Source organism: Streptomyces sp. NPDC034086 (assembly GCF_055575515.1).
In genome coordinates, this window is the sequence record NZ_JBVISM010000031.1 from 1 (window position 1) to 21,469 (window position 21,469).

At 74.1% G+C, this 21,469-nt stretch carries 26 protein-coding genes and 1 pseudogene; 15 read left to right on the top strand and 12 right to left on the bottom strand.

Going from position 1 to position 21,469, the window contains the following annotated elements:
* From ACZ514_RS31895 to ACZ514_RS31905, 3 genes are all read left to right on the top strand, one after another.
* Positions 1 to 89, top strand: an 89-nt coding sequence (locus tag ACZ514_RS31895) for an aggregation-promoting factor C-terminal-like domain-containing protein (RefSeq protein ID WP_469126314.1), incomplete at its 5' end; no start/stop codon positions are given.
* A 97-nt stretch (positions 90 to 186) separates the two neighbouring features.
* Positions 187 to 684, top strand: a complete 498-nt coding sequence (locus ACZ514_RS31900; RefSeq protein WP_468164820.1) for a hypothetical protein — start codon at positions 187 to 189, stop codon at positions 682 to 684.
* A gap of 107 nt (positions 685 to 791) precedes the next feature.
* Entirely contained in the window at positions 792 to 968 is a 177-nt protein-coding gene (locus tag ACZ514_RS31905) for a hypothetical protein (RefSeq protein WP_468164818.1), read from the top strand.
* Here ACZ514_RS31905 and ACZ514_RS31910 read toward each other — a convergent pair whose 3' ends face one another.
* From ACZ514_RS31910 to ACZ514_RS31930, 5 genes and pseudogenes are all read right to left on the bottom strand, one after another.
* On the bottom strand, positions 969 to 1,793 hold the full coding sequence (locus ACZ514_RS31910) for an alpha/beta fold hydrolase (RefSeq protein ID WP_469126304.1): 825 nt from the start codon (positions 1,791 to 1,793) through the stop codon (positions 969 to 971).
* A 37-nt stretch (positions 1,794 to 1,830) separates the two neighbouring features.
* Positions 1,831 to 2,145: a hypothetical protein gene (locus ACZ514_RS31915; protein ID WP_468699326.1), complete on the bottom strand. Its 315-nt coding sequence runs from the start codon at positions 2,143 to 2,145 to the stop codon at positions 1,831 to 1,833.
* A 134-nt stretch (positions 2,146 to 2,279) separates the two neighbouring features.
* Positions 2,280 to 2,868, bottom strand: a pseudogene (locus tag ACZ514_RS31920) (pyridoxamine 5'-phosphate oxidase family protein).
* 147 nt (positions 2,869 to 3,015) lie between these two features.
* Complete coding sequence (locus ACZ514_RS31925; protein WP_469126305.1) at positions 3,016 to 3,429, bottom strand: DUF3052 family protein; 414 nt, start codon at positions 3,427 to 3,429, stop codon at positions 3,016 to 3,018.
* A gap of 216 nt (positions 3,430 to 3,645) precedes the next feature.
* Positions 3,646 to 5,010, bottom strand: a complete 1,365-nt coding sequence (locus tag ACZ514_RS31930; RefSeq protein ID WP_469126306.1) for an NAD(P)/FAD-dependent oxidoreductase — start codon at positions 5,008 to 5,010, stop codon at positions 3,646 to 3,648.
* 344 nt (positions 5,011 to 5,354) lie between these two features.
* Here ACZ514_RS31930 and ACZ514_RS31935 point away from each other — a divergent pair, with 344 nt between their 5' ends.
* Entirely contained in the window at positions 5,355 to 5,798 is a 444-nt protein-coding gene (locus tag ACZ514_RS31935; protein WP_469126307.1) for an ATP-binding protein, read from the top strand.
* Between the two features lie 63 nt (positions 5,799 to 5,861).
* Here the strand turns inward: ACZ514_RS31935 and ACZ514_RS31940 are convergent, their stop codons facing one another.
* The 5 genes from ACZ514_RS31940 to ACZ514_RS31960 form a co-directional block, all read right to left on the bottom strand.
* Positions 5,862 to 6,374, bottom strand: a complete 513-nt coding sequence (locus ACZ514_RS31940; RefSeq protein ID WP_469126308.1) for a DUF4232 domain-containing protein — start codon at positions 6,372 to 6,374, stop codon at positions 5,862 to 5,864.
* A 92-nt stretch (positions 6,375 to 6,466) separates the two neighbouring features.
* Positions 6,467 to 7,504: an iron-containing redox enzyme family protein gene (locus ACZ514_RS31945; RefSeq protein ID WP_469126309.1), complete on the bottom strand. Its 1,038-nt coding sequence runs from the start codon at positions 7,502 to 7,504 to the stop codon at positions 6,467 to 6,469.
* Entirely contained in the window at positions 7,501 to 7,674 is a 174-nt protein-coding gene (locus ACZ514_RS31950; RefSeq protein WP_468165361.1) for a CDGSH iron-sulfur domain-containing protein, read from the bottom strand. The genes ACZ514_RS31945 and ACZ514_RS31950 overlap by 4 nt, the downstream gene beginning before the upstream one ends.
* Before the next feature lie 37 nt (positions 7,675 to 7,711).
* Entirely contained in the window at positions 7,712 to 8,383 is a 672-nt protein-coding gene (locus ACZ514_RS31955; protein WP_468165359.1) for a HemK2/MTQ2 family protein methyltransferase, read from the bottom strand.
* An 80-nt stretch (positions 8,384 to 8,463) separates the two neighbouring features.
* Positions 8,464 to 8,703: a DUF6479 family protein gene (locus ACZ514_RS31960; RefSeq protein ID WP_468164799.1), complete on the bottom strand. Its 240-nt coding sequence runs from the start codon at positions 8,701 to 8,703 to the stop codon at positions 8,464 to 8,466.
* 164 nt (positions 8,704 to 8,867) lie between these two features.
* Here ACZ514_RS31960 and ACZ514_RS31965 point away from each other — a divergent pair, with 164 nt between their 5' ends.
* The 4 genes from ACZ514_RS31965 (at position 8,868) to ACZ514_RS31980 (ending at position 12,264) form a co-directional block, all read left to right on the top strand.
* A complete protein-coding gene (locus ACZ514_RS31965) occupies positions 8,868 to 10,337 on the top strand; it encodes an aminotransferase class I/II-fold pyridoxal phosphate-dependent enzyme (RefSeq protein WP_469126310.1) in 1,470 nt (489 codons plus the stop codon).
* Between the two features lie 62 nt (positions 10,338 to 10,399).
* On the top strand, positions 10,400 to 11,446 hold the full coding sequence (locus ACZ514_RS31970; RefSeq protein ID WP_468699330.1) for a YihY/virulence factor BrkB family protein: 1,047 nt from the start codon (positions 10,400 to 10,402) through the stop codon (positions 11,444 to 11,446).
* Between the two features lie 164 nt (positions 11,447 to 11,610).
* The gene (locus tag ACZ514_RS31975; RefSeq protein WP_468164793.1) at positions 11,611 to 11,781 is read left to right on the top strand and encodes a hypothetical protein; all 171 of its coding nucleotides are present in this window, start codon (positions 11,611 to 11,613) and stop codon (positions 11,779 to 11,781) included.
* A 204-nt stretch (positions 11,782 to 11,985) separates the two neighbouring features.
* Entirely contained in the window at positions 11,986 to 12,264 is a 279-nt protein-coding gene (locus ACZ514_RS31980; protein WP_468699331.1) for a WhiB family transcriptional regulator, read from the top strand.
* A gap of 116 nt (positions 12,265 to 12,380) precedes the next feature.
* On the opposite strand, the gene ACZ514_RS31985 is transcribed toward ACZ514_RS31980, so the two are convergent.
* Positions 12,381 to 12,857, bottom strand: coding sequence for a hemerythrin domain-containing protein (locus ACZ514_RS31985; RefSeq protein WP_468164789.1), 477 nt, complete (start codon positions 12,855 to 12,857; stop codon positions 12,381 to 12,383).
* A gap of 187 nt (positions 12,858 to 13,044) precedes the next feature.
* Between ACZ514_RS31985 and ACZ514_RS31990 the strand changes: the two genes are divergently transcribed.
* The 7 genes from ACZ514_RS31990 to ACZ514_RS32020 all read left to right on the top strand — a co-directional run bounded on the left by ACZ514_RS31990 (position 13,045) and on the right by ACZ514_RS32020 (position 20,119).
* A complete protein-coding gene (locus tag ACZ514_RS31990; protein WP_468164787.1) occupies positions 13,045 to 14,028 on the top strand; it encodes an SDR family NAD(P)-dependent oxidoreductase in 984 nt (327 codons plus the stop codon).
* Between the two features lie 62 nt (positions 14,029 to 14,090).
* A complete protein-coding gene (locus ACZ514_RS31995) occupies positions 14,091 to 14,540 on the top strand; it encodes an SRPBCC family protein (protein ID WP_468164785.1) in 450 nt (149 codons plus the stop codon).
* Entirely contained in the window at positions 14,527 to 16,170 is a 1,644-nt protein-coding gene (locus ACZ514_RS32000) for a phytoene desaturase family protein (protein WP_469126311.1), read from the top strand. The genes ACZ514_RS31995 and ACZ514_RS32000 overlap by 14 nt, the downstream gene beginning before the upstream one ends.
* Before the next feature lie 228 nt (positions 16,171 to 16,398).
* Positions 16,399 to 17,904, top strand: coding sequence for a SulP family inorganic anion transporter (locus ACZ514_RS32005; RefSeq protein WP_468164781.1), 1,506 nt, complete (start codon positions 16,399 to 16,401; stop codon positions 17,902 to 17,904).
* A gap of 43 nt (positions 17,905 to 17,947) precedes the next feature.
* Positions 17,948 to 18,859 carry an alpha/beta fold hydrolase gene (locus ACZ514_RS32010; protein WP_469126312.1) on the top strand — a complete coding sequence of 304 codons (912 nt, stop codon included), beginning with the start codon at positions 17,948 to 17,950 and terminating at the stop codon, positions 18,857 to 18,859.
* Between the two features lie 156 nt (positions 18,860 to 19,015).
* Entirely contained in the window at positions 19,016 to 19,420 is a 405-nt protein-coding gene (locus tag ACZ514_RS32015) for a hypothetical protein (protein WP_468164777.1), read from the top strand.
* Between the two features lie 189 nt (positions 19,421 to 19,609).
* Positions 19,610 to 20,119, top strand: a complete 510-nt coding sequence (locus ACZ514_RS32020) for an STAS domain-containing protein (RefSeq protein ID WP_469126313.1) — start codon at positions 19,610 to 19,612, stop codon at positions 20,117 to 20,119.
* A 75-nt stretch (positions 20,120 to 20,194) separates the two neighbouring features.
* Here ACZ514_RS32020 and ACZ514_RS32025 read toward each other — a convergent pair whose 3' ends face one another.
* Positions 20,195 to 21,223: a PP2C family protein-serine/threonine phosphatase gene (locus ACZ514_RS32025; protein ID WP_468164773.1), complete on the bottom strand. Its 1,029-nt coding sequence runs from the start codon at positions 21,221 to 21,223 to the stop codon at positions 20,195 to 20,197.
* Positions 21,224 to 21,469: the final 246 nt, after the last annotated feature.

Genomic DNA, 21,469 nt, shown 5'->3' on the forward strand with positions numbered 1-21,469 from the left:
AGATCAAGTGGGGCCTGGACTACATGAACGACCGCTACGGCAGCCCGGTCGGCGCCTGGAACTTCTGGCAGGCCAACCACTGGTACTAAACCGACACTGCGGCAACACCCCACACGAAGACGCCCGCCCGGGACACCCCGGCGGGCGTCTTCGCGTTCCCGTGGGACCGTACGGCAGGATGCGCACGTGAAGTCCGAGGGAAAACTGGCCGAGTTGGAAGCGTGCGTGGCGGAGCTGGCCACGCCGGCGCGGGTGTACGCGGTGGCCGGGCGGTTCACCGAGCCGGAACCCGATCTGCCCGAACTGGCCGACCGCATCCGCGCGTTGCTGACCGCGGTCGCGGCCGACGAGGCGTGGCGGCGTTTCCTGCCCGCGTACGCCCCGCCGTCCGTTCCAGGGGTCTGCGCCGCTCTGGAACCGTTGGAGCCGCCCGAGGCCGCCGCGTTCCTGGCCGAGGTCGCGTCAGTCGATTTGGTCTGGCCGTCCTACCGGCACCTGCCCGCCGCCACCGCCGAGCGCGCGGCGCACCGGGTGGTGTCCGCACTCGGGCCCGAGGGCAGCTGGTGGACCAACCACGACGCCGGATGCGGCGCCGTGAACGGGCTCACCCCGCTGTTCGACAGCCTGCTCGCCGGCACGGACGGGGAGCACTTCGTGCTGGCCCTCCAGATCGCCGACGACTGACGGCCCCGTCCGGCCTGCTCCGGCGGGTCGGCCGGAGCGCCCGGCGCGGGCCGGCGTGCGGTCACGATGCGGGGGTATACGCCCGGCACCTTCTGGAAGGAGCAGTGATGCTGGGTATAGCGGCCGCGGTGCTGTTCTTCATCGCGTTCTTGATCAACGCGGCGGAGATCTCGACGAACCACGTTTTCTCGTCCGGAAACATCATGATCCTCGGTCTGATGGTGCTGGCCCTCCACGTCGCCGGCGTCGGCGGTGCCAGGGGCGCCCGCGTCCGACGCCGCTGATCACGGGACGCGGGCGCTCGGCGCGGTGAGGAACTCCGCGACGTGTCCTCCCCACGCCGCCACGTCGGCGCGGGTCCGCGCCACGCGCAGCCGGGAGTCCGGCAGGCGGTCGGCCAGGATTTCGGCCGTCGACCGCGGATGGCCGGGATCGTCCGCCCAGGCGAGGATCAGGGCCGGGTGGCGCAGTGCGGCGACCTCCCCGGGCGCGGGGAGGTCGCTGAGCGCGAGCCCGCGCAGTACGGACGGCAGTACCCGCTCCGGGGGCGTGGGCGGCATGTCCGGGACATCGGCCACGACCGCCGGGCGGGGCCTGCCGCGCCGGGCCGACCACCAGGCGTCCACCCCTTCCCGTTCGACGGCGGCGGCCGCCTCCCGGTTTTCTCGCGCGTACGCCGCGCGGGTCGCCCAGGCCGTGGGCGGGATGAGCAGGACCAGGCGGGAGAAGCGCTCGGGGGCACGGACCGCCGCGTGCAGCACGGTGCCGCAGCCCATGGAGGCTCCCATGGCGTCGACGGCCGCCGTGGCCCCGAGGTGGTCGAGGAGGGCCAGCAGGTCGTCGGCGAGGGCGGCGTACGTGTAGTCGGTGACCACGGGTCCACCGCCGGACCTGCCGTGGGCGCGGGCGTCGTAGCGGACCAGACGCCGCCCGGCGGCCAGCACCGGCCCCCAGTCGAACAGGCCCGTCCCGTCCTCCTGGGCCCGGCTCGTGAAGCCGCCGTGGGCGTACACGGCGAGCGGCCCTCCACCGGTGTCCTCGTACGCGAGCTCGGCGCCCCGGTGACGGAAACGGCCCTCGGTGACGGGGCGCGCGGTCCGGTCGCTCATCGTCCTCCGCCGTTCCCGGGTCCCGGCCCCGCCCCGTTCAGTGGTCGTGGCGCGCCCCGGCCTCCAGCCGGTGCGCCGGGTCCGAGGTGGGGATGTGCCGCCCCGGGGAACGGGTACCGGAGACCGTGAAGGCGACGCCGAGGCTGCGGCACATCCGCTGCGCGCGGGCCAGGGCGCCGAGCGTGGCCGGGGTCGGGTCGCCGGTGGGCAGTTCGAGCAGGACCCGGGCGGGACGGTGGGCGGCCACGAGCGCTTCGATCCGCAGGGCTGCCGCGGCCCGGTTGGTGACGTCCAGCCCGCCCTGGATCCTGACCTTGAGCGTGTCGTGGTCGAGAACGTGGTGGATCAGCATCACGGGCCTCCGGAAGCCGCGGCGGCGCGACGCGGAAGCTGCGGCGGCCGCCTCCCGCGGGGCGCGAACGTACCCCTGGCATCCACGATCGCACCCGCACCGGCCGCCGGCCACCGCCGGAGGGCGGCGACCGCTCAGAAGTCGCCGGGCGGCAGCGGGAGGGGCAGCCCGGGCAGCCCGTCGATGCTCTGCGCGATGTGGTCCTTCTTGGTGAAGTACGCGCTCAGCGAGGCGTCGTCCTCGCGCGAGAAGCGCTTGCCGTGCAGGTCGCGGTCCTCGTCGTACGACATGAAGGGGACGCCGTACCCGCAGGAGTCGCGGACGAGCTCGGCCGTCACCACGATGATCGCGCGCAACCCGTGGAGGGGTCGGGTCGATGTCCGGGAAGTGGGCGAGCAGGTCCTTGAAGCGCGGGTCGTCCCGGAAGACGGGTTCGCCCCGGCCGTGCACCCGGACGATGTTGGGCGGCCCCTGGAAGGCGCACCACATGACCGTGATCCGGCCGTTCTCCCGCAGGTGCGCGATCGTCTCGGCAGTGCTGCCGGCGAAGTCGAGGTAGGCGATCCGCTGCTCGTCGAGCACCGCGAAGGAACCCTTGAGGCCCTTGGGGGAGAGGTTGACCGTGCCGTCCGCTGCCAGCGGGGCGGTGGCGGTGAAGAAGACCGGCTGCTGCTCTATGAAGGTACGGAGCCGGCCGTCGATGCGTTCGTAAGTCTTTCCCATGTCTAAGGATTATGTAGTGAAACCCTTCGACTGTCTAACGATCCGTTCGCCTCGGCGGCGCGTCAGCGGCCGGCTCCACACCTGCAGGGCAGCAACGCACGTACACCACAGCACAGTTGACGGTGGGTGGGATCGGTGCCGGCGGGTTCAGGCGATGTCCCCGGCGCCCGGCGGCGCGCAGCGGGTCCCGGTCCAGGCGCCCGACACGTCGACGGGCGCGGAGGGCCGCATGCCGGCTCCGCGCGCGCACTCCGCGATGTCCGAGGCCTCGACGTGCCCGACGAAACGGGCCTGAGCCGTGAGCACCCACACCGCACCACGGTCCGTCAGCACCCGCTGCAGGTCGTCGAGTTCGCACATCAGGTCACCGTCCCCCTCGCGCCACCACAGCAGCACCGCGTCCACGCGTTCTTCGTGCTCGTCGCTGACCAGAGGGCGGCCGGTGCGTTCGACCACGGAATCGCGGACGTCGTCGTCGACGTCATGGTCGTAGCCCAGCTCCATGACCACCATGCCGGGCTCGATCCCGAGCCTGCCTGCCGGACCGGTCGGTGCCGTCATCGCGCACTCCTCCCTCGGCGACGGCCCCTCGGCCGCCGGCACCCATGGTCGGCCGAACGGGGCCCGCGGCGAAGGCCCCCGCCGAAATCCGGCCCGGAACGACCGGTCCCGCGGTGGGCCGGGGACACCGGCCACCGCACCGGCGGACCCGGGGAGGGGGCCGAGCCGCCGGGCAGCGCGGGCGCACGCGGACGGGCCACCCCCCGGCCTGCTCCCTCAGCCGGAGGCGCGCAGCGCCGCCGTGTGGGCCCTGACCTGATCGGCAGTCAGGTAGGCGTCGGTGTACTCGAACTCCCGCAGGGTCGGCGGCTTGGCGGAACGCGTCCCGATCCGGACGAAGTCGTCACCGGCCACCGCGTTGAGCAGCCAGTTGGTCAGGACGCGGGTCTTGGCGACGTTGGTGCGCAGCGCCGACCAGTGGTACCCGCGGGCGACGGCCTGGGCCGGGAGCCCCCGCAGCGGGACGCCCAGCGGCTTGGACACCGCGTCGGTGCCCCCGAGGTCGACGACGAGCCCCAGGTCCTTGTGCACGTACGGCCGCAGGGGCCGGCCCCGCAGCGTCGCGATCAGGTTGTCCGCGAGCGTGCGGCCCTGGCGCAACGCGTGCTGCGCCGTGGGCGGGCACACCGCCCCTTCCTTCCCCGCGGCGAGGTCGGGCACGGCGGCCGCGTCCCCCAGGGCGAAGACGCCGGGCGCACCCGGCACGGTCATCTCCGGGGTGACCAGCAGCCTGCCCCGGACGGTCTCCGCGCCGAGCGTGCCGATCAACGGGCTCGCGGCGACTCCGGCCGTCCAGATCAGGGTCCTGCTGGGCAGGACCCGGCCGTCGGTCAGCGTGAGCTCCGTGGGGCCCGCCTTGGCGACACTGACACCGAGGGAGACCTGGATGCCGCGCCGCCGCATGATGTCCAGGGCCGTGCGCCCCAGCTGGTCGCCGAGTTCGGGCATCAGCTTCGGGGCGAGGTCCAGGAGGTGCCAGCTGATCTGGCGGGGGTCCAGCCGGGGGTAGCGCTTCACGGCGTGGTGGGTGAGCCGCTGGAGGCAGGCGGCCGTCTCCGTGCCGGCGTACCCGCCGCCGACCACGACGAAGCAGAGCCGTGCGGCCCGCTCCGCCTCGTCCTCGCTGGCGTCGGCCAGGTCGAGCTGCGAGATGACGTGGTCGCGCAGGTACGTGGCTTCGGCGAGGGTCTTCATGCCCCGGGCGTGCTCGGTGAGTCCGGGGATGTCGAAGGTGCGGGTGATGCTGCCGGGAGCCAGCACCAGGTAGTCGTAGGCGTGTTCCGTCAGTTCGCCGGTGATCTTGCGTACGAGGCAGATCTTCGCCTGCGTGTCGACGCCCACGGCACCGCCGGGGACGATCCGGGTGCGGTAACGGCTGCTGCGGCGCAACGAGACCGCGATGGACTGCGGGGTCAGCACGCCGGAGGCGACCTGCGGCAGCAGCGGCAGGTACAGCTGGTAGGAGGTGGGGCTCACCAGGGCGATGTCAGCCTCCGCGGGCGAGAGCCTGCGCTCCAGCCGCCGGACGCATTCGACCCCGGCGAAGCCGGCTCCCACCACGAGGATCCTCGGTCGTACCACGGTGTCCGTCCTTTCTCGCGCCTGGCAGGTTCCACCCCCGCCTTCCCCGCGGGACGCCGGTCTGCACGCGGAAACGCCCGACAGGCGGGGAACCGTCCGCCGGCCGGGGGGTTTCGGCCGGGTGCGGACGGAAACACGCGAAGAGGCCGAACGGGCCGAACGGGCCCAAGAGGTACCGACCGTGAGGAGGCGCGTCACCATGGGGACCATGATCCTGCTGATCGCACCGATGCTGCTGGCACTGCTGCTGCTCAAGGGCGGTGACGGCCGCCGGGCCCGCCACCGCGCCGGCCGCGGCTGACGATCGATCCGTTCGAGCGAGGTAGTGAGGGTGAGGTGGGACCGTGGCGGTTCGTGCGGTGGGTTGGGCCCGGTCGTTCCCCGTCCACCGGGGGGTCCGTGAGGCCCGCCGATGGTGCCTGGAGCATCTGAACACCCTGGCGTGGACCGAGGACGCGCCCGACACGGTGCACTCCGTCCTCCTCACGGTGTCGGAACTCGTCACCAACGCCCACGTGCACGCCCGCAGCAGCGCCCAGCTCGTTCTGACCTGGGACGGCCGCTGCCTGCACGTCAGCGTGGCGGACGACGATCCCGAGCTGCCCGCCCCCATGCAGGCCTCCGCCGGAGCGACCTCCGGCCGGGGGCTGGCCATCATCGACGCCCTCGCCGACCGGTGGGACGCCCACGCCTGTCACGGCGGCAAGACGATCACGGCCTGCTTCCGTCCGCCGGAGCGGTCCGCCCCGCACGGGCGGACGGACGACGACGCGGAACCGACCGCCTGACGACGCCGGCCGGGCGGTTCCCCGAGCGGGGAACCGCCCGGCCGGCGGTCATCAGTCATCCCGTCAGGGCACGGCGTCCTCGGGGGAGGCGTGCCAGTGGGTGACCACCGGCTTGTCGACGATGATGGTACCGACCGGCAGGGAGACCGGTTCGGGGTCCTCGTCACCGACGGCGACGATGATGCTCTCGAGTTCCTTGCCGTCGGTACCCGGGGTGGTCTTGGGCTTCACCCCCGCGTAGACGGTGGTGGCGCCGCTCAGCGTGATCCGCTCCGCGGCGGTCCGCTCGGCGGGGCCCGCCTCGGTGCCGTCGGAGCCGAACGCCACCGTGGGGAGCGCGGCCGGGAGGGTGCACGTCACCCCCGGCCTGGCCTTGGCGGTGACCAGGAGGTATCCGCCGGCGCGGCTCTCGGGCCTGGCGCTCCAGGAGAGGTCGGCGGCGCCGCAGACCCGTTCGGCCCGCTCGTGCCCGCCGCTCGCGGTGCCGGCGCCCTGGGCCTGGTACGCGGTCGTCAGCAATGCTCCGCCCACCAGCGCCGCGGAGACGAGGAGGGCTTGGGGACGGTTGCCTGACATGAGAGATCTCCTTCCATGGCCGGTGCCGGGGCGGGCCGGTGCCGGGGCGGGGGCGCCCGCGCGCCCGGGCCCCGCGGACCGGTGCCCGGCCGTCACGACCCCCCTGCGGGCGCCGGGCCCTCCCTGAGGGCCGAGCGTCCCTGTTCCCACGCGCCGCGGATGTGCGCGGCGAGGCGGTCCTCCAGCAGGAGCGTCGCCGCGCAGCCGAAGGCGACATCGGCCTCCAGGCCCGGCTCGTCGGCGAGGAGACCGCCGATGACCTCGTGCCGTACGACCTGCTCGTGGACGGCGTCGGCCTCCACGTGTTCGGCGTAGAAGTGCTCGGCCGCCGGTCCGGCCCCACAGCGGCGCATGGCCTTGGCCAGGCGCCTCGACCCGGGGGAGGAGGTCACCTCCACGCACGCGAAGTGCCCGACCAGGGCCCCGCGCAGGGCCCGGTGCAGACCCAGCAGCGACATCAGGTTGACCGTGGCGAGGAGGACTGCCGGAGCCCGGTCCAGGTAGTGGCCGTACGAGCTGTCCAGGCCGAGGTCCTCCATGAGGTCGGCGAACAGGCGGGCGTGGATGCGCTCCGCACGGCCCGCGCCGAACTCGTCGTACTCGATGGCGACCATCGCCGCCTTGGCGCGGCCGCTGAGCCGGGGGATCACCCAGGCGTGCGGGTCGGCCTCCTTCAGGTGGTACAGGGAGCGCAGGGCCGCGTACTCGCGCAGCTGCCACAGCTCGCCCTCGGTCTCCAGGTAGTGGCTGAGGCTGCCGCTCAGGTCCACGGGCTCGACGAGGAGCGGCCCGAACGCCTCCGCCACCGTCGTCGGGGACCCGGCCGTGGACGTCCGCAGGGCGTGGAGGAAACGGTCCTCCAGGCCGCGCCGCAGCCGCAGCAGGTCCGGATCCCATTCGCGGGTGTCGTCCACGCCCGCGAAACCGCGGTAGTGCAGCTCGTACAGCAGGTACAGGGCGAGGTGCAGGTCCTCGCCCCACGGGTCGGCCTTCAGGACCGCCGTGGTGGTGTGCGCGGGGGCGCCGCCGCCGCGCAGCGAGTCCACCACGGCGCGGGACAGCGGTCCGCGTGCCGCGGCGGGCTCGGGGGGCGGGGCGGCGCCCGTGGTCGTGGGGGCGGGGGCGGTCATCCGTCGCTCCTGTCCTCGGGCGCCGCGCCGGCGCGCTCGCGCGGTCGGTGGCTGGTGTCGCACCAGGGGTACGTACGGCTGCGGCGGCAGGTGCACACGGCGACCATGAACCGGTCCGAGCGGGCGGTCGTACCGTCGTCCAGGACGATCTCGACCGGCCCCTCCACCATGACCGGGCCGCAGCGCTCCACGCACACCCGCCGGGGCTCAGGGGCGCCGGGCACGGACGACCACCAGTTCCTCCTGCTCGGTGCCCTCTTCCGCCAGGCCCTGCTGCTCCAGCCAGAGCCTGCGGGAGCGCAGCACCGGCCCCCACGGCACCGAGGCCCGCTCGGTGACCCGCGCGGACAGGCCCTGCCGCTCCAGCAGCTCCAGGGTCCGGCGTACCCCGCACATCCCCGAGTGCACCATCAGCAGGACGCCTCCGGGCCGCAGCAGGGCCGGGGCGGCCGCACAGATCCGGTCGATGACGGCCCGGCCGTCCGTCCCCGCGTCCCAGGCGCGCTGCGCCCCGGCGGTGGGCAGACGGGCGTCGGGGCAGGGTACGTAGGGCGGATTGGCCAGGACCAGGTCGAAGCGGCGCCCCCGGGTACGGGCGGCGAAGTCGCCGTGCAGGACGCGCAGCCGCAGGCGCTGGCGCCAGCTGTTCAGCCGGGCGGCCAGTACGGCCGGCCAGGCCACGTCGACGGCGGTCACCTCGGCGCCCATGGCCGCCGCGCGCAGGGCGAGGGCACCGGTGCCCGTGCCGATCTCGACGACCTCCGCGCCCGGGCGCAGCTCCTCCCGGGCCAGGGCGCCGGCTAGCAGCAGGGTGTCGGCCTGGGGCCGGTACACGCCGGGAAGCGCGATCAGGCGGGGCAAGGGGTCGGTGTACGTCAACGCGGTGCTCGGCACGGGTACCTCCTGGGGGCCGGACCCCGTCGGCGAGGACGGAGCCGCGGCCGGGAACGGACGAGGGGTCATGGGCGCTGCGGGGTGTCGTGGCCGGCCCCGGGGCCGTCCGGCTCCCGCCAGGAATCCTGGCGGGACCGGGCCGCGGGGTTCTGGTCCGACGGCCGCGCGCCGGGGTCCCGGCGGGCCGCCGCGCGCCTGCTGCCGTACCAGAAGGCGCCGACCAGCAGCGCGGCGACGACCACGCCGGCCAGGATCAGCAGGAGGGACGGGGAACCGGAAGCCGCTAGGGCGTCAGAGGCGATCATGGGCCTGCGCCTACCCGCAATCGCGTCCCTTGCACATCACGGGTCCACATCACTCGTACGCCTCCCGGACGGGCCCCGGAATGCCCGCGGGTGCGCGCCACGGCACCGGGACGGCGACCCCGGCCCGTCCGTTTTCGCCCGGCGGCGAAGGGCACACGGTCGCCATGGACCAGTCGAAGACCCCCGTGCTCGACGCCCTGGCGGCCTACCACGCCGAGGGCCAGACCCCGTTCACACCCCCCGGCCACAAACAGGGCCGCGGCGCCGACCCCCGGGTGCGGGCCGTGCTCGGCGACGCGGTGTTCACCTCCGACGTACTCGCCACCAGCGGCCTGGACGACCGCACCGCCTCCAAGGGGGTGGTCGAGGAGGCCGAGGCGCTCATGGCGGACGCCGTCGGCGCCGACCACGCCTTCTTCTCCACCTGCGGCAGCTCGCTCTCCGTGAAGTCCGCCATGCTCTCCGTCGCCGGACCGCACGAGGAACTGCTGATCGGGCGGGACGCCCACAAGTCCGTGGTGTCGGGCCTGATCCTCTCGGGCATCCGGCCCGTCTGGGTGGACCCCCAGTGGGACGCCGAGCGCCATCTGGCCCACCCGCCGACCGCGGAGGCCTTCGAGGCGGCGTTCACCGCGCACCCGGACGCCCGGGGCGCGCTCGTGACCACCCCGACCCCCTACGGCACCTGCTCGGACCTCGCGGCCATCGCGGAGGTCTGCCACCGTCGCGGCAAGCCCCTCATCGTCGACGAGGCCTGGGGCGCCCACCTGCCCTTCCACCCCGACCTGCCGACCTGGGCCATGGACGCCGGAGCCGACGTCTGCGTCACCTCCGTGCACAAGATGGGCTCGGGCCTGGAACAGAGCTCGGTCTTCCACCTCCAGGGCGACCTGGTACGGCCCGAGGTGCTCAGGAGCCGCGAGGACCTGCTCGGCACCACCAGCCCCTCCGTCCTGGTGTACGCGGCCCTCGACGGCTGGCGCCGCCAGATGGTCGAGCAGGGCAAGACCCTCTACGGGGAGGCCCTCGCGCTCTGCGACGGGATCCGTGACCGGATCTCCCGCATCGACGGCGCCCGCGTCCACGGCAGGGAGGACTTCTGCGGCCCCGGCCTCGCGGCCGACATGGACCCCCTCCAGATCATCATCGACATCAGCGCCTGGGAGGTCACCGGCTACCGTGCCGCCGACTGGCTGCGCCGCCATCACCGGATCAACCTCCACGTCGCCGACCACCGGCGCATCAGCGCCCAGATCACGCACGCCGACGACACCGGCACCGCCGACGCCCTGGTGTCGGCGCTCACCGACCTCGCGGCCCACGCGCCCGGGCTCCGCACCGGCCGGCCCGTACGGGTCCCCCCGCCGGCCGGGCTGCGGCTGGAGCAGGCGGTGCTGCCCCGGGACGCCTTCTTCGGGCCCACGGAACAGGTGCCGTGGGAGCGGGCGGAGGGAAGGATCGCCGCGGAGATGCTCACGCCGTACCCGCCGGGCATCCCGGCCGCAGTGCCCGGCGAGCGGCTGAGCGGCGCCGTGCTGCGCTACCTGCGGTCCGGGGTCGACGCGGGGATGGTCGTGCCCGACGCCGTCGACACGGAGGTCAAGAGCGTCCGCGTGCTCCGCGAGGAAGGATGAACCGGCCGGAATTTCCTCCTCCCGGGAGACATGACCTCCCCGGACGGGGAAACCCGCAAGGCATGACGGACATCGCGAAGCGGGACCGCGACGGCGGAGAGCCCGAGCACGGGACCACCGGGGGGGCCACCGGGGCGGGTCCCGCCCCCGGGATCGAGGAACGCGCCCCCGACGGGCCCACCGAACTGCCGAAGCGCTCGTGGAGGGCGGTGCTGCGGGGGACGGTCAAGGAGTTCGTGAACGACGAACTGGCCGACCGCGCCGCCGCCCTGACCTACTACGGGGTGCTGGCGGTCTTCCCCGCCCTGCTGGTGCTCGTGTCCCTGCTGGGCATGGCCGGCGAGTCCACGACCCAGCAGGTGCTCGACCACCTGCGGAACCTCGCCCCGGGCTCGGCCCGGGACGTACTCAGCGACGCGGTGCGGCAGTTGCAGGGCCGCAGCGGCGTCGGGTCCCTCCTGGCGGTCGTCGGTCTCCTCGTGGCCCTCTGGTCCGCCTCCGGCTACATCGGCGCGTTCATCCGCGCCTCCAACGCCGTCTACGACGTGGCCGAGGGCCGCCCGGTGTGGAAGGTGCTGCCGCTCCGGCTGGCGCTCACCGTGACCCTGATGGTCCTCGCCTGCGCCGGGTCGCTGATCGTGGTCTTCACCGGAGGACTGGCGCGGCAGGCCGGCGACGCGCTGGGCATCGGCGACTCCGCGCTGACGGTGTGGTCGGTCGCGAAGTGGCCGGTCCTCGTGCTGCTCGTCACGGTCATGATCGCGCTGCTCTACTGGGCCGCGCCGAACGCCAAGGGCCGTGGGTTCAAGTGGATCACCCCCGGCAGCCTCCTCGCCCTGGTGATCTGGATGGCCGCCTCGGCCGGCTTCGCGTTCTACGTCGCGAACTTCGCCTCGTACAACAAGACGTACGGCACCGTCGCGGGCGTGATCATCTTCCTGGTGTGGCTGTGGATCACGAACCTCGCCATCCTCCTCGGCCTGGAGTTCGACGCGGAGCTGACCCGTCAGCGCGCCATCGCCGGCGGGCTCCCCGAGGACGAGGAGCCCTACGTCCAGCCGCGCGACACGCGGGCGTGGAGCGAGGAGGACCGCCGCCGGATGGACTGACCCCGGCCACGGGCACGGACCGCGGCCCGCCCGGGGACCGCAACCCCGTGCGGTGACCGCGACTGGGCCGGATGGCCGCGCCGGGGGTGCGGCCGGGCGCCCGGCATGAGGGCATGGCGGGGGCGGCACATCGGTGCCGCCCCCACCGGACGACAGGAGTGACCATGCCCAAGAAGGGCCAGGACCGGCAGAAGACCCGTCAGCAGGAGCAGTCGGAGAAGTCCGTCCCGAAGAAGGAAACGGGCGGCCAGCGGAAGACGACTTCGACGTCGCAGCAGGGCAAGCGCACCCACGACACGGGCGAAGAGGGCCGGACGGGCACCTCCGGCATGTGACGCCCGGGCAGCTGTGCGGGGCCGGCCGCGGTACGCGGACGGCCCCACCGCTGTTCCGGGCCGGCCCGGCCGAGGGGAACCGGCAGCGGAACCCCCGGGATCCGGATTGGAATCCCCGGACGGCACATGGATGAGCGAATGCCGGTCATACGACCGGTGGAGGGCGGTCACGGCGGACCGCCCCGGTCGGAAGGAGCCGCAGCAGTGACCGACAGCACCCGTACGGACGTACTCCTCGAGCCCCGCCACGAAGGACCCCTGGACGGACCGTGCCGCTCCGCGCAGCGAGAGGTCTTCGCCCGGGCCGCGTACGAGCACCCCGTGGCCGCCCGGGCGCGCGAGGAGGCCGCGAAGGCGGTGTGCGGCGGCTGCCCGGTCCGTCTGCCCTGCCGCCGCCAGGCCCTGGCCGAACGCATCCCGCACGGTGTCCGCGGCGGACTGACCCCGGACGAGCGCCACCTCCTCCTGGCACATCCCGCCTGACGCGCCCGCGGCGCGGCCGGGACGAGCGCTGCGGTCCGGGGTCCCGGCCGCGCGGCCGGGACCCCGTCCGGGCGGGCCGGTGACGGAACCCGGGCCCGCCCCGGCCCCTCAGCCCCTCACGCGCCGGTCGCGCTCGGGACGGCCAGCGGATCCCGCGGGGCCTTCTCCTTCTCCTGCTCGAGCCGGGCACCGAGTTCGGTGAGCCGGTTGCGGCCCATGGCCTTGCGCACGTCGGGGAACCACTCCTGTTCCTCTTCCTCCACGTGGTGGCGGACCTGCTCCATCAGCACGCTCATCTTGGCCTTGAAGCGCTCGTCGGCCGGGTCCATGCCCTTGAGCTCGGACAGCATCCACACCACCGCGTGGTGCTCCTCGACGCTCTCCAGGATGTGGTCGGTGGTGTCCGGGGCGGCTTCGCGGGCGGCCGGATAGAAGATCCGCTCCTCGATCCATGCGTGCACGGTCAGTTCCTCGATCACCTGGTCGGCGATCCGCCGGCGGTCCGCCGTGTCGTCGTCGCCGGTCTTCTCGAACTGCTTGAAGAGCTTCTCCACCGTCTTGTGGTCGTCACGCAGCAGCACGATCGCGTCCATATGCCTCTCCACCTCACTCGGGACGGTCCGCAAGCCCCCTTCCCGCCGCTCCCGTCCCACCGACGCCCCGGACCGGGAAACCACCCGTACGGCGCCGAACCGGCCTCCCGTCACGGCCCCCCTCGGACGCGGAGCCCGGCTGTCCGCCCGGCGGCATGAAGCGGCGCTGACCGGACAGGCGTCGGGGGTGGACATCGAAGGCGCCGTCGTGGTGGTGACCGGGGCGTCCAGCGGGATCGGCCGGGCCACCGCCCTGGAGTGCGCCAAGCACGGCGCGCGGCTCGTCCTGGCCGCCCGCAGCCTGCCCGAGCTGCGCCAGGTGGCCCGCGCCTGCGGGCCGGGCGCCCTGGCGGTACCCACGGACGTCTCCGACGAGCGGGCGGTGGAGGCGCTGGCCGCCGCCGCCGTCGGCGCGTTCGGCCGCATCGACGTCTGGATCAACGCCGCCGCCGTGGGCATCCTCGGACGGTTCGACCAGGTGCCGCCGGCCGAGCTGCGGCGACTGCTGGAGGTCAACGTCCTGGGCGCCGTACACGCCGCCCGCGCCGTCATCCCCGTCATGCGGAACCAGGGCCGGGGCGTCGTCATCGACGTCGCCTCCCTCCTGGGAGCACGCGTCCAAGCGCCCTACATGGGCGGCTACGCCATGTCGAAGGCGGCCCTGGTGACCTTCGACGCGGTGCTCCGCGAGGAACTCGCCCTGCTGGGGGACGACGGGATCTCCGTCTGCACGGTCCTGCCCGCCGGGGTGGACACTCCCTTCTTCCGGCACGCGGCCAACCGCGCCGGCAGGGAACTGCGGTCCGTGCCCCCGCTGGCCACACCCGAACGCGTCGCGCGGGCCGTCGTGCGCGCGGTCCGCCGTCCCCGCCCCCGCGTCCCGGTCGGCCCGTACGCCCGCACCCTGGCCGCCGGACAGGCACTGGCCCCGGCCGTCCTGCGCAGGGCCATGGCCCTGCGCACCGAACACGCCTACCTCGGCCCCGAGGGCACCGCGGCCCCCGGCCCCGGAATCCTCCACACCCCGTCCGGATCGAGCGCCGCCGTGCACGGGGGCCGCCACGGGGGCCTGCGCACCGCCGGCAGGCGGGCCGGAGCCGTCGCCGGCGTACTGCTCGCGGCCCGCGCGGCACTGCGCCGGGCGGAGCCACGGGGCCGCTGCCGGGCTTGATCCCGGTCAGCCCGGGTAGACGCGGCTCTCCGGACCCTTGAGAGCTGGACGGAGGCGAGGTCATGGCAGTACAGCACCGACTCGTGCGGTGCCGGCCCGAGCGGGTGTGGGAGGTCCTCGGCGACGGCAGCGGATACGACCGCTGGGTCGTCGGCACCCACGACGCCCGCGAGCAGGACGGGAGCTGGCCCCGGGAGGGCGCGGCCCTGCGCTACCGGCTCAAAATCGGCCCGTTCACCTACGACGGACGCACCGTCGTCCGCGTCCACCAGCCGCCCGACCGGCTCGAACTCGAAGCCATCGCCGGAGAGGTGAGCGCGCGCATCGCCTTCGACGTACGGCCCTGGGGCGAGGACACGCTCGTCATCGTCGACGAACACCCGCTGCGCGGCCGGGGCTGGACCTTCCACCACGCCGCCGTCGACGCCGTCGTCCAGGTGCGCCACCGCCTCATGCTGGCCCGCCTGGCCCGCGTCTGCGAGGAAGGGGACGGCAGCGGTGGCGGATCCTGACGCGGTGGTCATCGGCTCCGGCCCCAACGGCCTGGTCGCCGCCAACCTGCTGGCCGACGCCGGCTGGCGGGTCCTGGTGCTGGAGGCCCAGCCCCTGCCCGGCGGCGCCGTACGCAGCGACCGCGGCCTCGACCCCGACTACGTCCACGACCTCTTCAGCGCCTTCTACCCCCTCGCCGCCGCCTCGCCGGTGATCCGCGGCCTGCGGCTGGAGGAGTACGGCCTGCGCTGGAGGCGGGCGCCCGCCGTCGTCGCCCACCCCCGGCAGGACGGCCGGTGCGCCGTCCTCGCCGCCGACCCGCAGACCACGGCCGCCTCGCTCGACGGATTCGCACCCGGCGACGGGGCCGCCTGGGAGCGGCTGTACGCGCTGTGGGAGAAGACCGGCGCCGACCTGCTCGACTGCCTGTTCACCCCCTTCCCGCCCGCCCGCGCCGGCCTGCGCCTCGCGGCCCGCCTCGGCTACGGGCAGGCACTGCGGGTGGCCCGCACCATGCTCCTGCCGGCCCGGCGCTTCGGCGAGGAGGAGTTCGCCGGCGAGGGCGGACGCCTCCTCATCGCCGGCAACGCCCTGCACGCCGACCTCGCCCCCGAGTCGTCCCTCGGCGGCGGCTTCGGCTGGCTGATGTGCATGCTCGGACAGCAGTACGGCTTCCCGGTCCCCGAAGGCGGAGCCGGAGCCCTCACCGACGCCCTCGTGCGCCGTCTCACCGCGCACGGCGGCGCCGTACGGTGCGGGCACCCGGTCGCCGAAGTCGTCGTACGCGGAGGCCGGGCCGTCGGAGTGCGCACCGAGGACGGCACACCCGTTCCGGCCCGCCGGGCCGTGCTCGCCGCCGTCCCCGCCCCGACGCTCTACGGCCGCCTGCTCGCCCCCGAACGGCTCCCGGACCGGCTCCGGGCGGACCTGCGGCGCTTCCAGTGGGACTTCTCCACCGTCAAGGTCGACTGGGCCCTCTCCCGGCCCATCCCCTGGAGCACCGAAGGCCCGGGCACCGCGGGGACCGTCCACCTGGCCGACAGCGTCGACGAGCTGACCCTCTTCGCCGCCCAGATCGCCACCCGCCACGTACCGGCCACACCCTTCGCCGTACTCGGCCAGATGACCACCGCCGATCCGACCCGCTCACCGGCCGGCACCGAGTCGGCATGGGCGTACACCCACGTCCCCCAGCACATCACGGGCGACGCGGGCCCCGACGGCATCACCGGCCGCTGGGACGAACGGGACCGCCAGGCCATCGCCGACCGCCTCGAGTCCCAGGTCGAGCGCTACGCCCCCGGATTCACCGCCACGATCCGGGCCCGGCGCGTCCTGACCCCGCCCGACCTCGAACACCTCAACCCCGCCCTGCACGGGGGAGCCGTCAACCAGGGCACCACCCAGCTCCACCAGCAGCTCCTCTTCCGGCCCTTCCCAGGCGGCGGCCGCCCCACCACCCCCGTGCCCGGCCTCTTCCTGGCCTCCGCCACCACCCACCCGGGCGGAGGCGTACACGGCGCCCCGGGGGCCAACGCGGCGCGCACCGTCCTGCGCACCCACCGCCTCCAGCGGCTGCGCCGACCGCTGCGGACGGCCGGGAGCGCGCGACCGTTCGCGACCGACCCCCTGCCCCCGTCCCGGGACTGACCGGGACGCCCGGCGCGGCGCGACGGTAGAGTTCCCGAGGGCGAGGACGGCCGAGGCGGTCCCGCCCGTCGCGGTGCCGGGGCCGAAGGCGTCCCCGGCGAAGATCCGACTCTCGCGGGCGCTTCCCGCGTCCTGCCGCACACCCCCCGGCCCGCCCGCAGCGGGTGTGCCCGAGCACGACAGGTTCCCGATCCCTTGTCTTCCGCTATACCGACGTCGTCTTCCGCTATGCCGACGTCCCCCGTCGCGCGACTGCGCGGTCTGCGCCCGGACTGGCTCCGCGACCCGAAGGTCTGGCGCGTCGAGGTCCTCGGGGGCCTGGTCGTCGCGCTCGCACTGGTCCCCGAGGCGATCTCGTTCTCGATCATCGCCGGTGTCGCCCCGGCGGTCGGCCTGTTCGCCTCGTTCACGATGGCGGTGGTCATCTCGGTCGTCGGCGGCCGCCGCGCGATGATCTCCGCGGCCACCGGAGCCGTCGCCCTCGTGATCGCGCCGCTCAACCGTGAGCACGGCTTCGGCTACCTGGTCGCCGCCGTCATCCTCGCCGGAGCCTTCCAGATCGCGCTCGGGGCGCTGGGCGTCGCGAAGCTGATGCGGTTCCTGCCGCGCTCGGTCATGGTCGGCTTCGTCAACTCCCTCGCGATCCTGATCTTCATGGCCCAGGTGCCCGAAACGCACGGCGTGCCCTGGCCCGTGTATCCGCTGCTCGCGGGCGGCCTGCTCCTGATGGTGCTCCTCCCCAGGGTCACCACCGTGGTCCCGGCCCCGCTCGTCTCTATCGTCGTCCTCACCGTGATCACCGTCGCGGCCGGGATCGCCGTCCCGACGGTGGGCGACAAGGGCGCACTGCCCTCCTCCCTGCCGGTCCCGGGTCTGCCGGACGTCCCCTTCACCGTGGACACCCTCACCACGATCGCCCCCTACGCGTTCGCGATGGCGCTGGTCGGCCTCATGGAGTCCCTGATGACGGCCAGACTCGTCGACGAGATCACCGATACGCACTCCTCGAAGACGCGCGAGTCGATCGGCCAGGGCGTCGCGAACATCGTCACCGGTTTCTTCGGCGGTATGGGCGGCTGCGCGATGATCGGACAGACGATGATCAACGTGAAGGTGTCGGGGGCCCGCACCCGCCTGTCCACGTTCCTCGCCGGGGCGTTCCTGATGGTGCTCTGCGTCGTCTTCGGGCCGGTCGTCTCCGACATCCCCATGGCCGCCCTCGTCGCCGTCATGGTCATGGTCTGCTTCGCCACCTTCGACTGGCACTCCGTCGCCCCCAAGACCCTCAGGCGCATGCCGGCCGGCGAGATCACCGTCATGGTGGTGACGGTCGTCTGCGTCGTGGCCAGCCACAACCTCGCCGTCGGCGTCGTCGCGGGCTCCGTCACCGCGATGGTCGTCTTCGCCGCACGCGTCGCCCGTCTCGCCGACGTCACCGCCACGACCGCACCCGACGGCAGGAGGGTGGTCTACACGGTGACGGGCGAACTGTTCTTCGCCTCCTCCAACGACCTCGTCGGCCGGTTCGCCTACGCGACCGACCCCGACGAGGTCGTCATCGACCTGTCGGCGGCGCACGTCTGGGACGCCTCCTCGGTGGCGGCCCTCGACGCCATCGAGACGAAGTACGCCCAGCGCGGCAAGTCGGTCGAGATCGTCGGCCTGAACGATCCGAGCGCGGACCTCCACCGCAAGCTCAGCGGCGAACTCGCGAGCCATGAGGTCGTCTCTTAGAAAGGCCTTGGCCGTCGGCCGGGGGCTCGCTAGGTTGGCCGCCATGCGCGAAGTGATCACGGACGGCGGCAGGACGCTGGCGGTGGAGGAGTGGGGCGTGCCCCACGGGCTGCCCGTCGTCTACCTGCACGGCAGCCCCATGAGCCGGCTGGCCCGCCACCCCGACGCCGCTCTCTTCCGCAGGTTCGGCGTCCGCCTGATCACCTACGACCGGCCCGGCTTCGGGTGCTCCACACCCTCGCCGGGGCGCCGCGTCGTCGATGCCGCCGCCGACGTGGCCGCCGTCGCCGACGCACTGGGTCTGGGCCGCTTCGCGGTGCTCGGGGTGTCCGGGGGCGGCCCGCACGCGCTGGCGTGCGCCGCCGCGCACCCCGGCCACGTCACGCGGGCCGGCGTGCTGGCCGGTCTGGCTCCGCGCGACGCGGCCGGGCTGGACTGGACCGCCGGGATGAGCGAGGGCAACCGCCGCAGCGCCGCCGCGGCCCTGGCCGGGCGGCATGCCGTCGTGGAACACCTCGCGAACGTCGGAACGGCCGGGCTGCCGCCGCTGCCGGAGGTCGAACAGAGGGTGCTTTCCCGGCCGGACGTCAGCGCCATGCTGGGCGAGGCCTTCGCCGAGGCGGTCCGTCCGGGGCTGGACGGCTGGGCGGACGACGTCATGGCGCTCTTCGGCACCGGCTGGGGGTTCGACCCCGCGGCCGTCGCCGTCCCGACCCGGCTGTGGCACGGTGGCCTGGACACCCTCGTGCCGCCGGCGCACGCCGAGTGGCTGGCCGCGCGCATCGCGTCCGCGACGCTGACCACGCAGGCCGACGCCGGGCACGGCGGCCACTTCGACGCCACCCCCGCCATGCTGGGCTGGCTCGTCGGTGACGCCGAAGGCCCGGCCGCCCACACCGCCGGTCGCGGCTGTGAGATGGTGAGAGGGATGGAACAGCCTGGTTCCGTCGCTTGAGGCTTCTTTCTCCCGCCCCTTCGGTGGGCCTCGGCATGGTGGTGCCGTCGCGGCTTTGAACGCCGGGCACGTACACGGCTCCGGCCGTGCGACCGGACTCCGCGGCCCCCGCGGGCCCGGTTCCCCGGGCTGCCGCCCCGATGAGGGAGAGGCCGCATGAAACCGTACGTCGCCCAGGTCCAGTTCCTCGGTTCCCTCGCGATACTCACCCTCTGCCCGGGCGTCGACGGATCCTCGGCGGCCGGCTGCCGCAAGCGCCTGGACCGGGTCCTCACACTGATCCCGGCGTCCGTCCGGTCGCTGGTCCTGGACGCGGACCGGATCCCCGCGCCCGACGTGCCCGCGGTCACGGGCGCCTTGCGCGCATGGGCCTCGGGGCGCCAGGTCACCGTGTCGGTGCTCTGCGGCTCCTGCCCGACACGGCCCGTCCCCTTGTGGCCGTCTTCGTCGCCGCCCAACGCCGTCGCCCTGCGGCGGGCCGTGGACGCGCGTGCGCTGACCCAGTGGGCGGCGGGAGTCCGCCGGGCGCGCCAGGACCACCACCCCTGCTCACTGCCCTGAACCCCGGCCGTGCGGCAGGGCCGTGCGCGTGTCCTGACCTGCGGGAGCACGGCCGTCGGACAGTCCGCCGCCGAGCGCCGTGCCCGGGGCTTGCGGCGGATTCGCAGCCGGCGGCACCATCGATTGAGGCAGCCCTCGCCAGGGGCGTGACCGCACGCGGCAGGCCGTTTCGGGGTGAGGTGAGACGGTATGGACGACGACTTCCAGATCACGGTGCAGCGCCTGGGGTCCACCGTGCACATCACCCTGGCGGGCGAGCTCGACCTCGACAGCGGGCCGGCCCTCGCCGACGTCGAGGCGGCTCTGGACGACTCGGTCGCCGTCCTGGTCTGCGACGCCGGCCGCCTCACCTTCTGCGACGTCGCGGGTCTCCACGCCCTGCTCGGGCTGCTCCACGGGCTCGAGGGCCGCGGCATCGCCTTCTGCGGCTACGGCTGGCAGCCCCAGCCGCGCTGCCTCCTCGAACTCGCCGAAAGCCGCTGCCCGCCTTCCGCCGGCCAGGACGCGCACGCCACGGCCGAGCCCGGGCGGCTGCTGCGAGACGCGCTCCGGGACGCCGCCGCCGCCCAGCGCGCGGCCGGTCGCGAGGCCGCCGGGAGCCCGGGGGGACCGGCAGCGACGGCCTGCCACGGCGACGGCCCGCACGACACCCCCCCCCGCACCGCTGGAGCAGGGCCCGGACGGGCGCCGGTCCGATGACTGCCGACGAGCCCCGCGCGCCGGCGCGGTGACGGGCGTCCGCCCGGCATCCGTGGTGCCGGAGGGCCCGGGCCCTCACAGCCGTACGGCGAGGGCTGCGATGTCGTCGTCGAGCCGTCCCCTGCTGTAGCGGAGGAGGTCGCGGTGAAGAGCCGCGAGCAGCTCGGCGGGCGGCGCGGGGGGCTGCCGGCGCATCCAGGCCGCCAGCGGGAAGAACTCGCCGTCGCGGGCGCGGGCCTCGGCGATGCCGTCGGTGTAGAGGAGCAGCAGGTCGCCCGGGGCGACGTCGTAGGTGTCGACGCAGTAGTGGTCACCGATCAGCTCCGCGAGGCTGAGCAGTGGTGCGGGCGTGGCGGGCTCGAGGACCCGCAGTCTCCTGCGGTTCAGGAGCATGGGGGGAGGGTGTCCGCAGTTGAGGACGTTGATGCGTCCGCCTCCGTGCGGGATCTCGACGAGCAGGGCGGTCGCGAAACGTTCCATCGGTCCGTCCGGGGGAAAGGCGGCGTTGTAACGGGTGCTGCTGGCGTCCAGCCTGCGGGCGACGTCGACCATGTCCGGTTCGCCGTACGCGGCCTCCCGGAAGGCGTTGACGATCGCCGCGGCCGCTCCCACGGCGGGCAGTCCCTTGCCCCGCACGTCACCGATGAGCAGCCTCACTCCGTACGGCGTCTCGACCCCCTCGTAGAAGTCCCCGCCGATGCGGGCCTCCGCCGCGGCCGCGAGGTACAGCGACTCGATCTCGACCTCCCCCAGACGGCGGGGCATGGGACTCAGGACCACCTGCTGGGCCGCGTCGGCGACCAGCCGCACCTGAAAGAGGGTGCGCTCCCGCTGGAGCCGGACGTGGCTCCCGTAGGCCGCCGCCACGGTGACCGCGATGATGCCGGCGGCCGTCCACCACGTTCCCAGATCGGGAAAGACGAGGCTGAGCCCGATCATCAGGATGAGGCAGACCGTCCCGAGCAGGACGGTGGGCAGGACCGGCCACATCGCAGCGGCCAGGGCGGGCGCCGCCGGGAGCAGGCGGCTGAAGGCCATCTCCGGCGGAGTGTTGTAGGCCAGGGTGGCGATGACGACGGTCAGGGCGACCGGCGACAGCCGCACAAGTCTTCCCGGCCCGGGGCGCCGACGGAGCCGCGGCCGTCCGGACTCGATCACACTTCACAGTATCTGCCTGACGGGGGCACGGCGCTCTGAGCGGGCCTCCCCGACGGCCAACCGGCCGGCGCTCCCGCTTCGGGGTACCGGAGTGGTGCGGGTCACGCATCGCAGGGGGTGCGGGTGGATGCGGGGGGTGAGGTTCGGGGGGTGGGGCGGTGAGGCGCCCCACAGGAGGCAGATCACATTCGG

Coding starts and splice junctions, on each gene's coding strand:
- ACZ514_RS31905 (WP_468164818.1), top strand. CDS start 792: ATGCTGGGTATAGCGGCCGCGGTGCTGTTCTTCATCGCGTTCTTGATC.
- ACZ514_RS31910 (WP_469126304.1), bottom strand. CDS start 1,793: ATGAGCGACCGGACCGCGCGCCCCGTCACCGAGGGCCGTTTCCGTCAC.
- ACZ514_RS31915 (WP_468699326.1), bottom strand. CDS start 2,145: ATGCTGATCCACCACGTTCTCGACCACGACACGCTCAAGGTCAGGATC.
- ACZ514_RS31925 (WP_469126305.1), bottom strand. CDS start 3,429: ATGACGGCACCGACCGGTCCGGCAGGCAGGCTCGGGATCGAGCCCGGC.
- ACZ514_RS31940 (WP_469126308.1), bottom strand. CDS start 6,374: ATGTCAGGCAACCGTCCCCAAGCCCTCCTCGTCTCCGCGGCGCTGGTG.
- ACZ514_RS31945 (WP_469126309.1), bottom strand. CDS start 7,504: ATGACCGCCCCCGCCCCCACGACCACGGGCGCCGCCCCGCCCCCCGAG.
- ACZ514_RS31950 (WP_468165361.1), bottom strand. CDS start 7,674: ATGGTGGAGGGGCCGGTCGAGATCGTCCTGGACGACGGTACGACCGCC.
- ACZ514_RS31960 (WP_468164799.1), bottom strand. CDS start 8,703: ATGATCGCCTCTGACGCCCTAGCGGCTTCCGGTTCCCCGTCCCTCCTG.
- ACZ514_RS31965 (WP_469126310.1), top strand. CDS start 8,868: ATGGACCAGTCGAAGACCCCCGTGCTCGACGCCCTGGCGGCCTACCAC.
- ACZ514_RS31970 (WP_468699330.1), top strand. CDS start 10,400: ATGACGGACATCGCGAAGCGGGACCGCGACGGCGGAGAGCCCGAGCAC.
- ACZ514_RS31975 (WP_468164793.1), top strand. CDS start 11,611: ATGCCCAAGAAGGGCCAGGACCGGCAGAAGACCCGTCAGCAGGAGCAG.
- ACZ514_RS31985 (WP_468164789.1), bottom strand. CDS start 12,857: ATGGACGCGATCGTGCTGCTGCGTGACGACCACAAGACGGTGGAGAAG.
- ACZ514_RS31995 (WP_468164785.1), top strand. CDS start 14,091: ATGGCAGTACAGCACCGACTCGTGCGGTGCCGGCCCGAGCGGGTGTGG.
- ACZ514_RS32005 (WP_468164781.1), top strand. CDS start 16,399: ATGCCGACGTCCCCCGTCGCGCGACTGCGCGGTCTGCGCCCGGACTGG.
- ACZ514_RS32010 (WP_469126312.1), top strand. CDS start 17,948: ATGCGCGAAGTGATCACGGACGGCGGCAGGACGCTGGCGGTGGAGGAG.
- ACZ514_RS32015 (WP_468164777.1), top strand. CDS start 19,016: ATGAAACCGTACGTCGCCCAGGTCCAGTTCCTCGGTTCCCTCGCGATA.
- ACZ514_RS32020 (WP_469126313.1), top strand. CDS start 19,610: ATGGACGACGACTTCCAGATCACGGTGCAGCGCCTGGGGTCCACCGTG.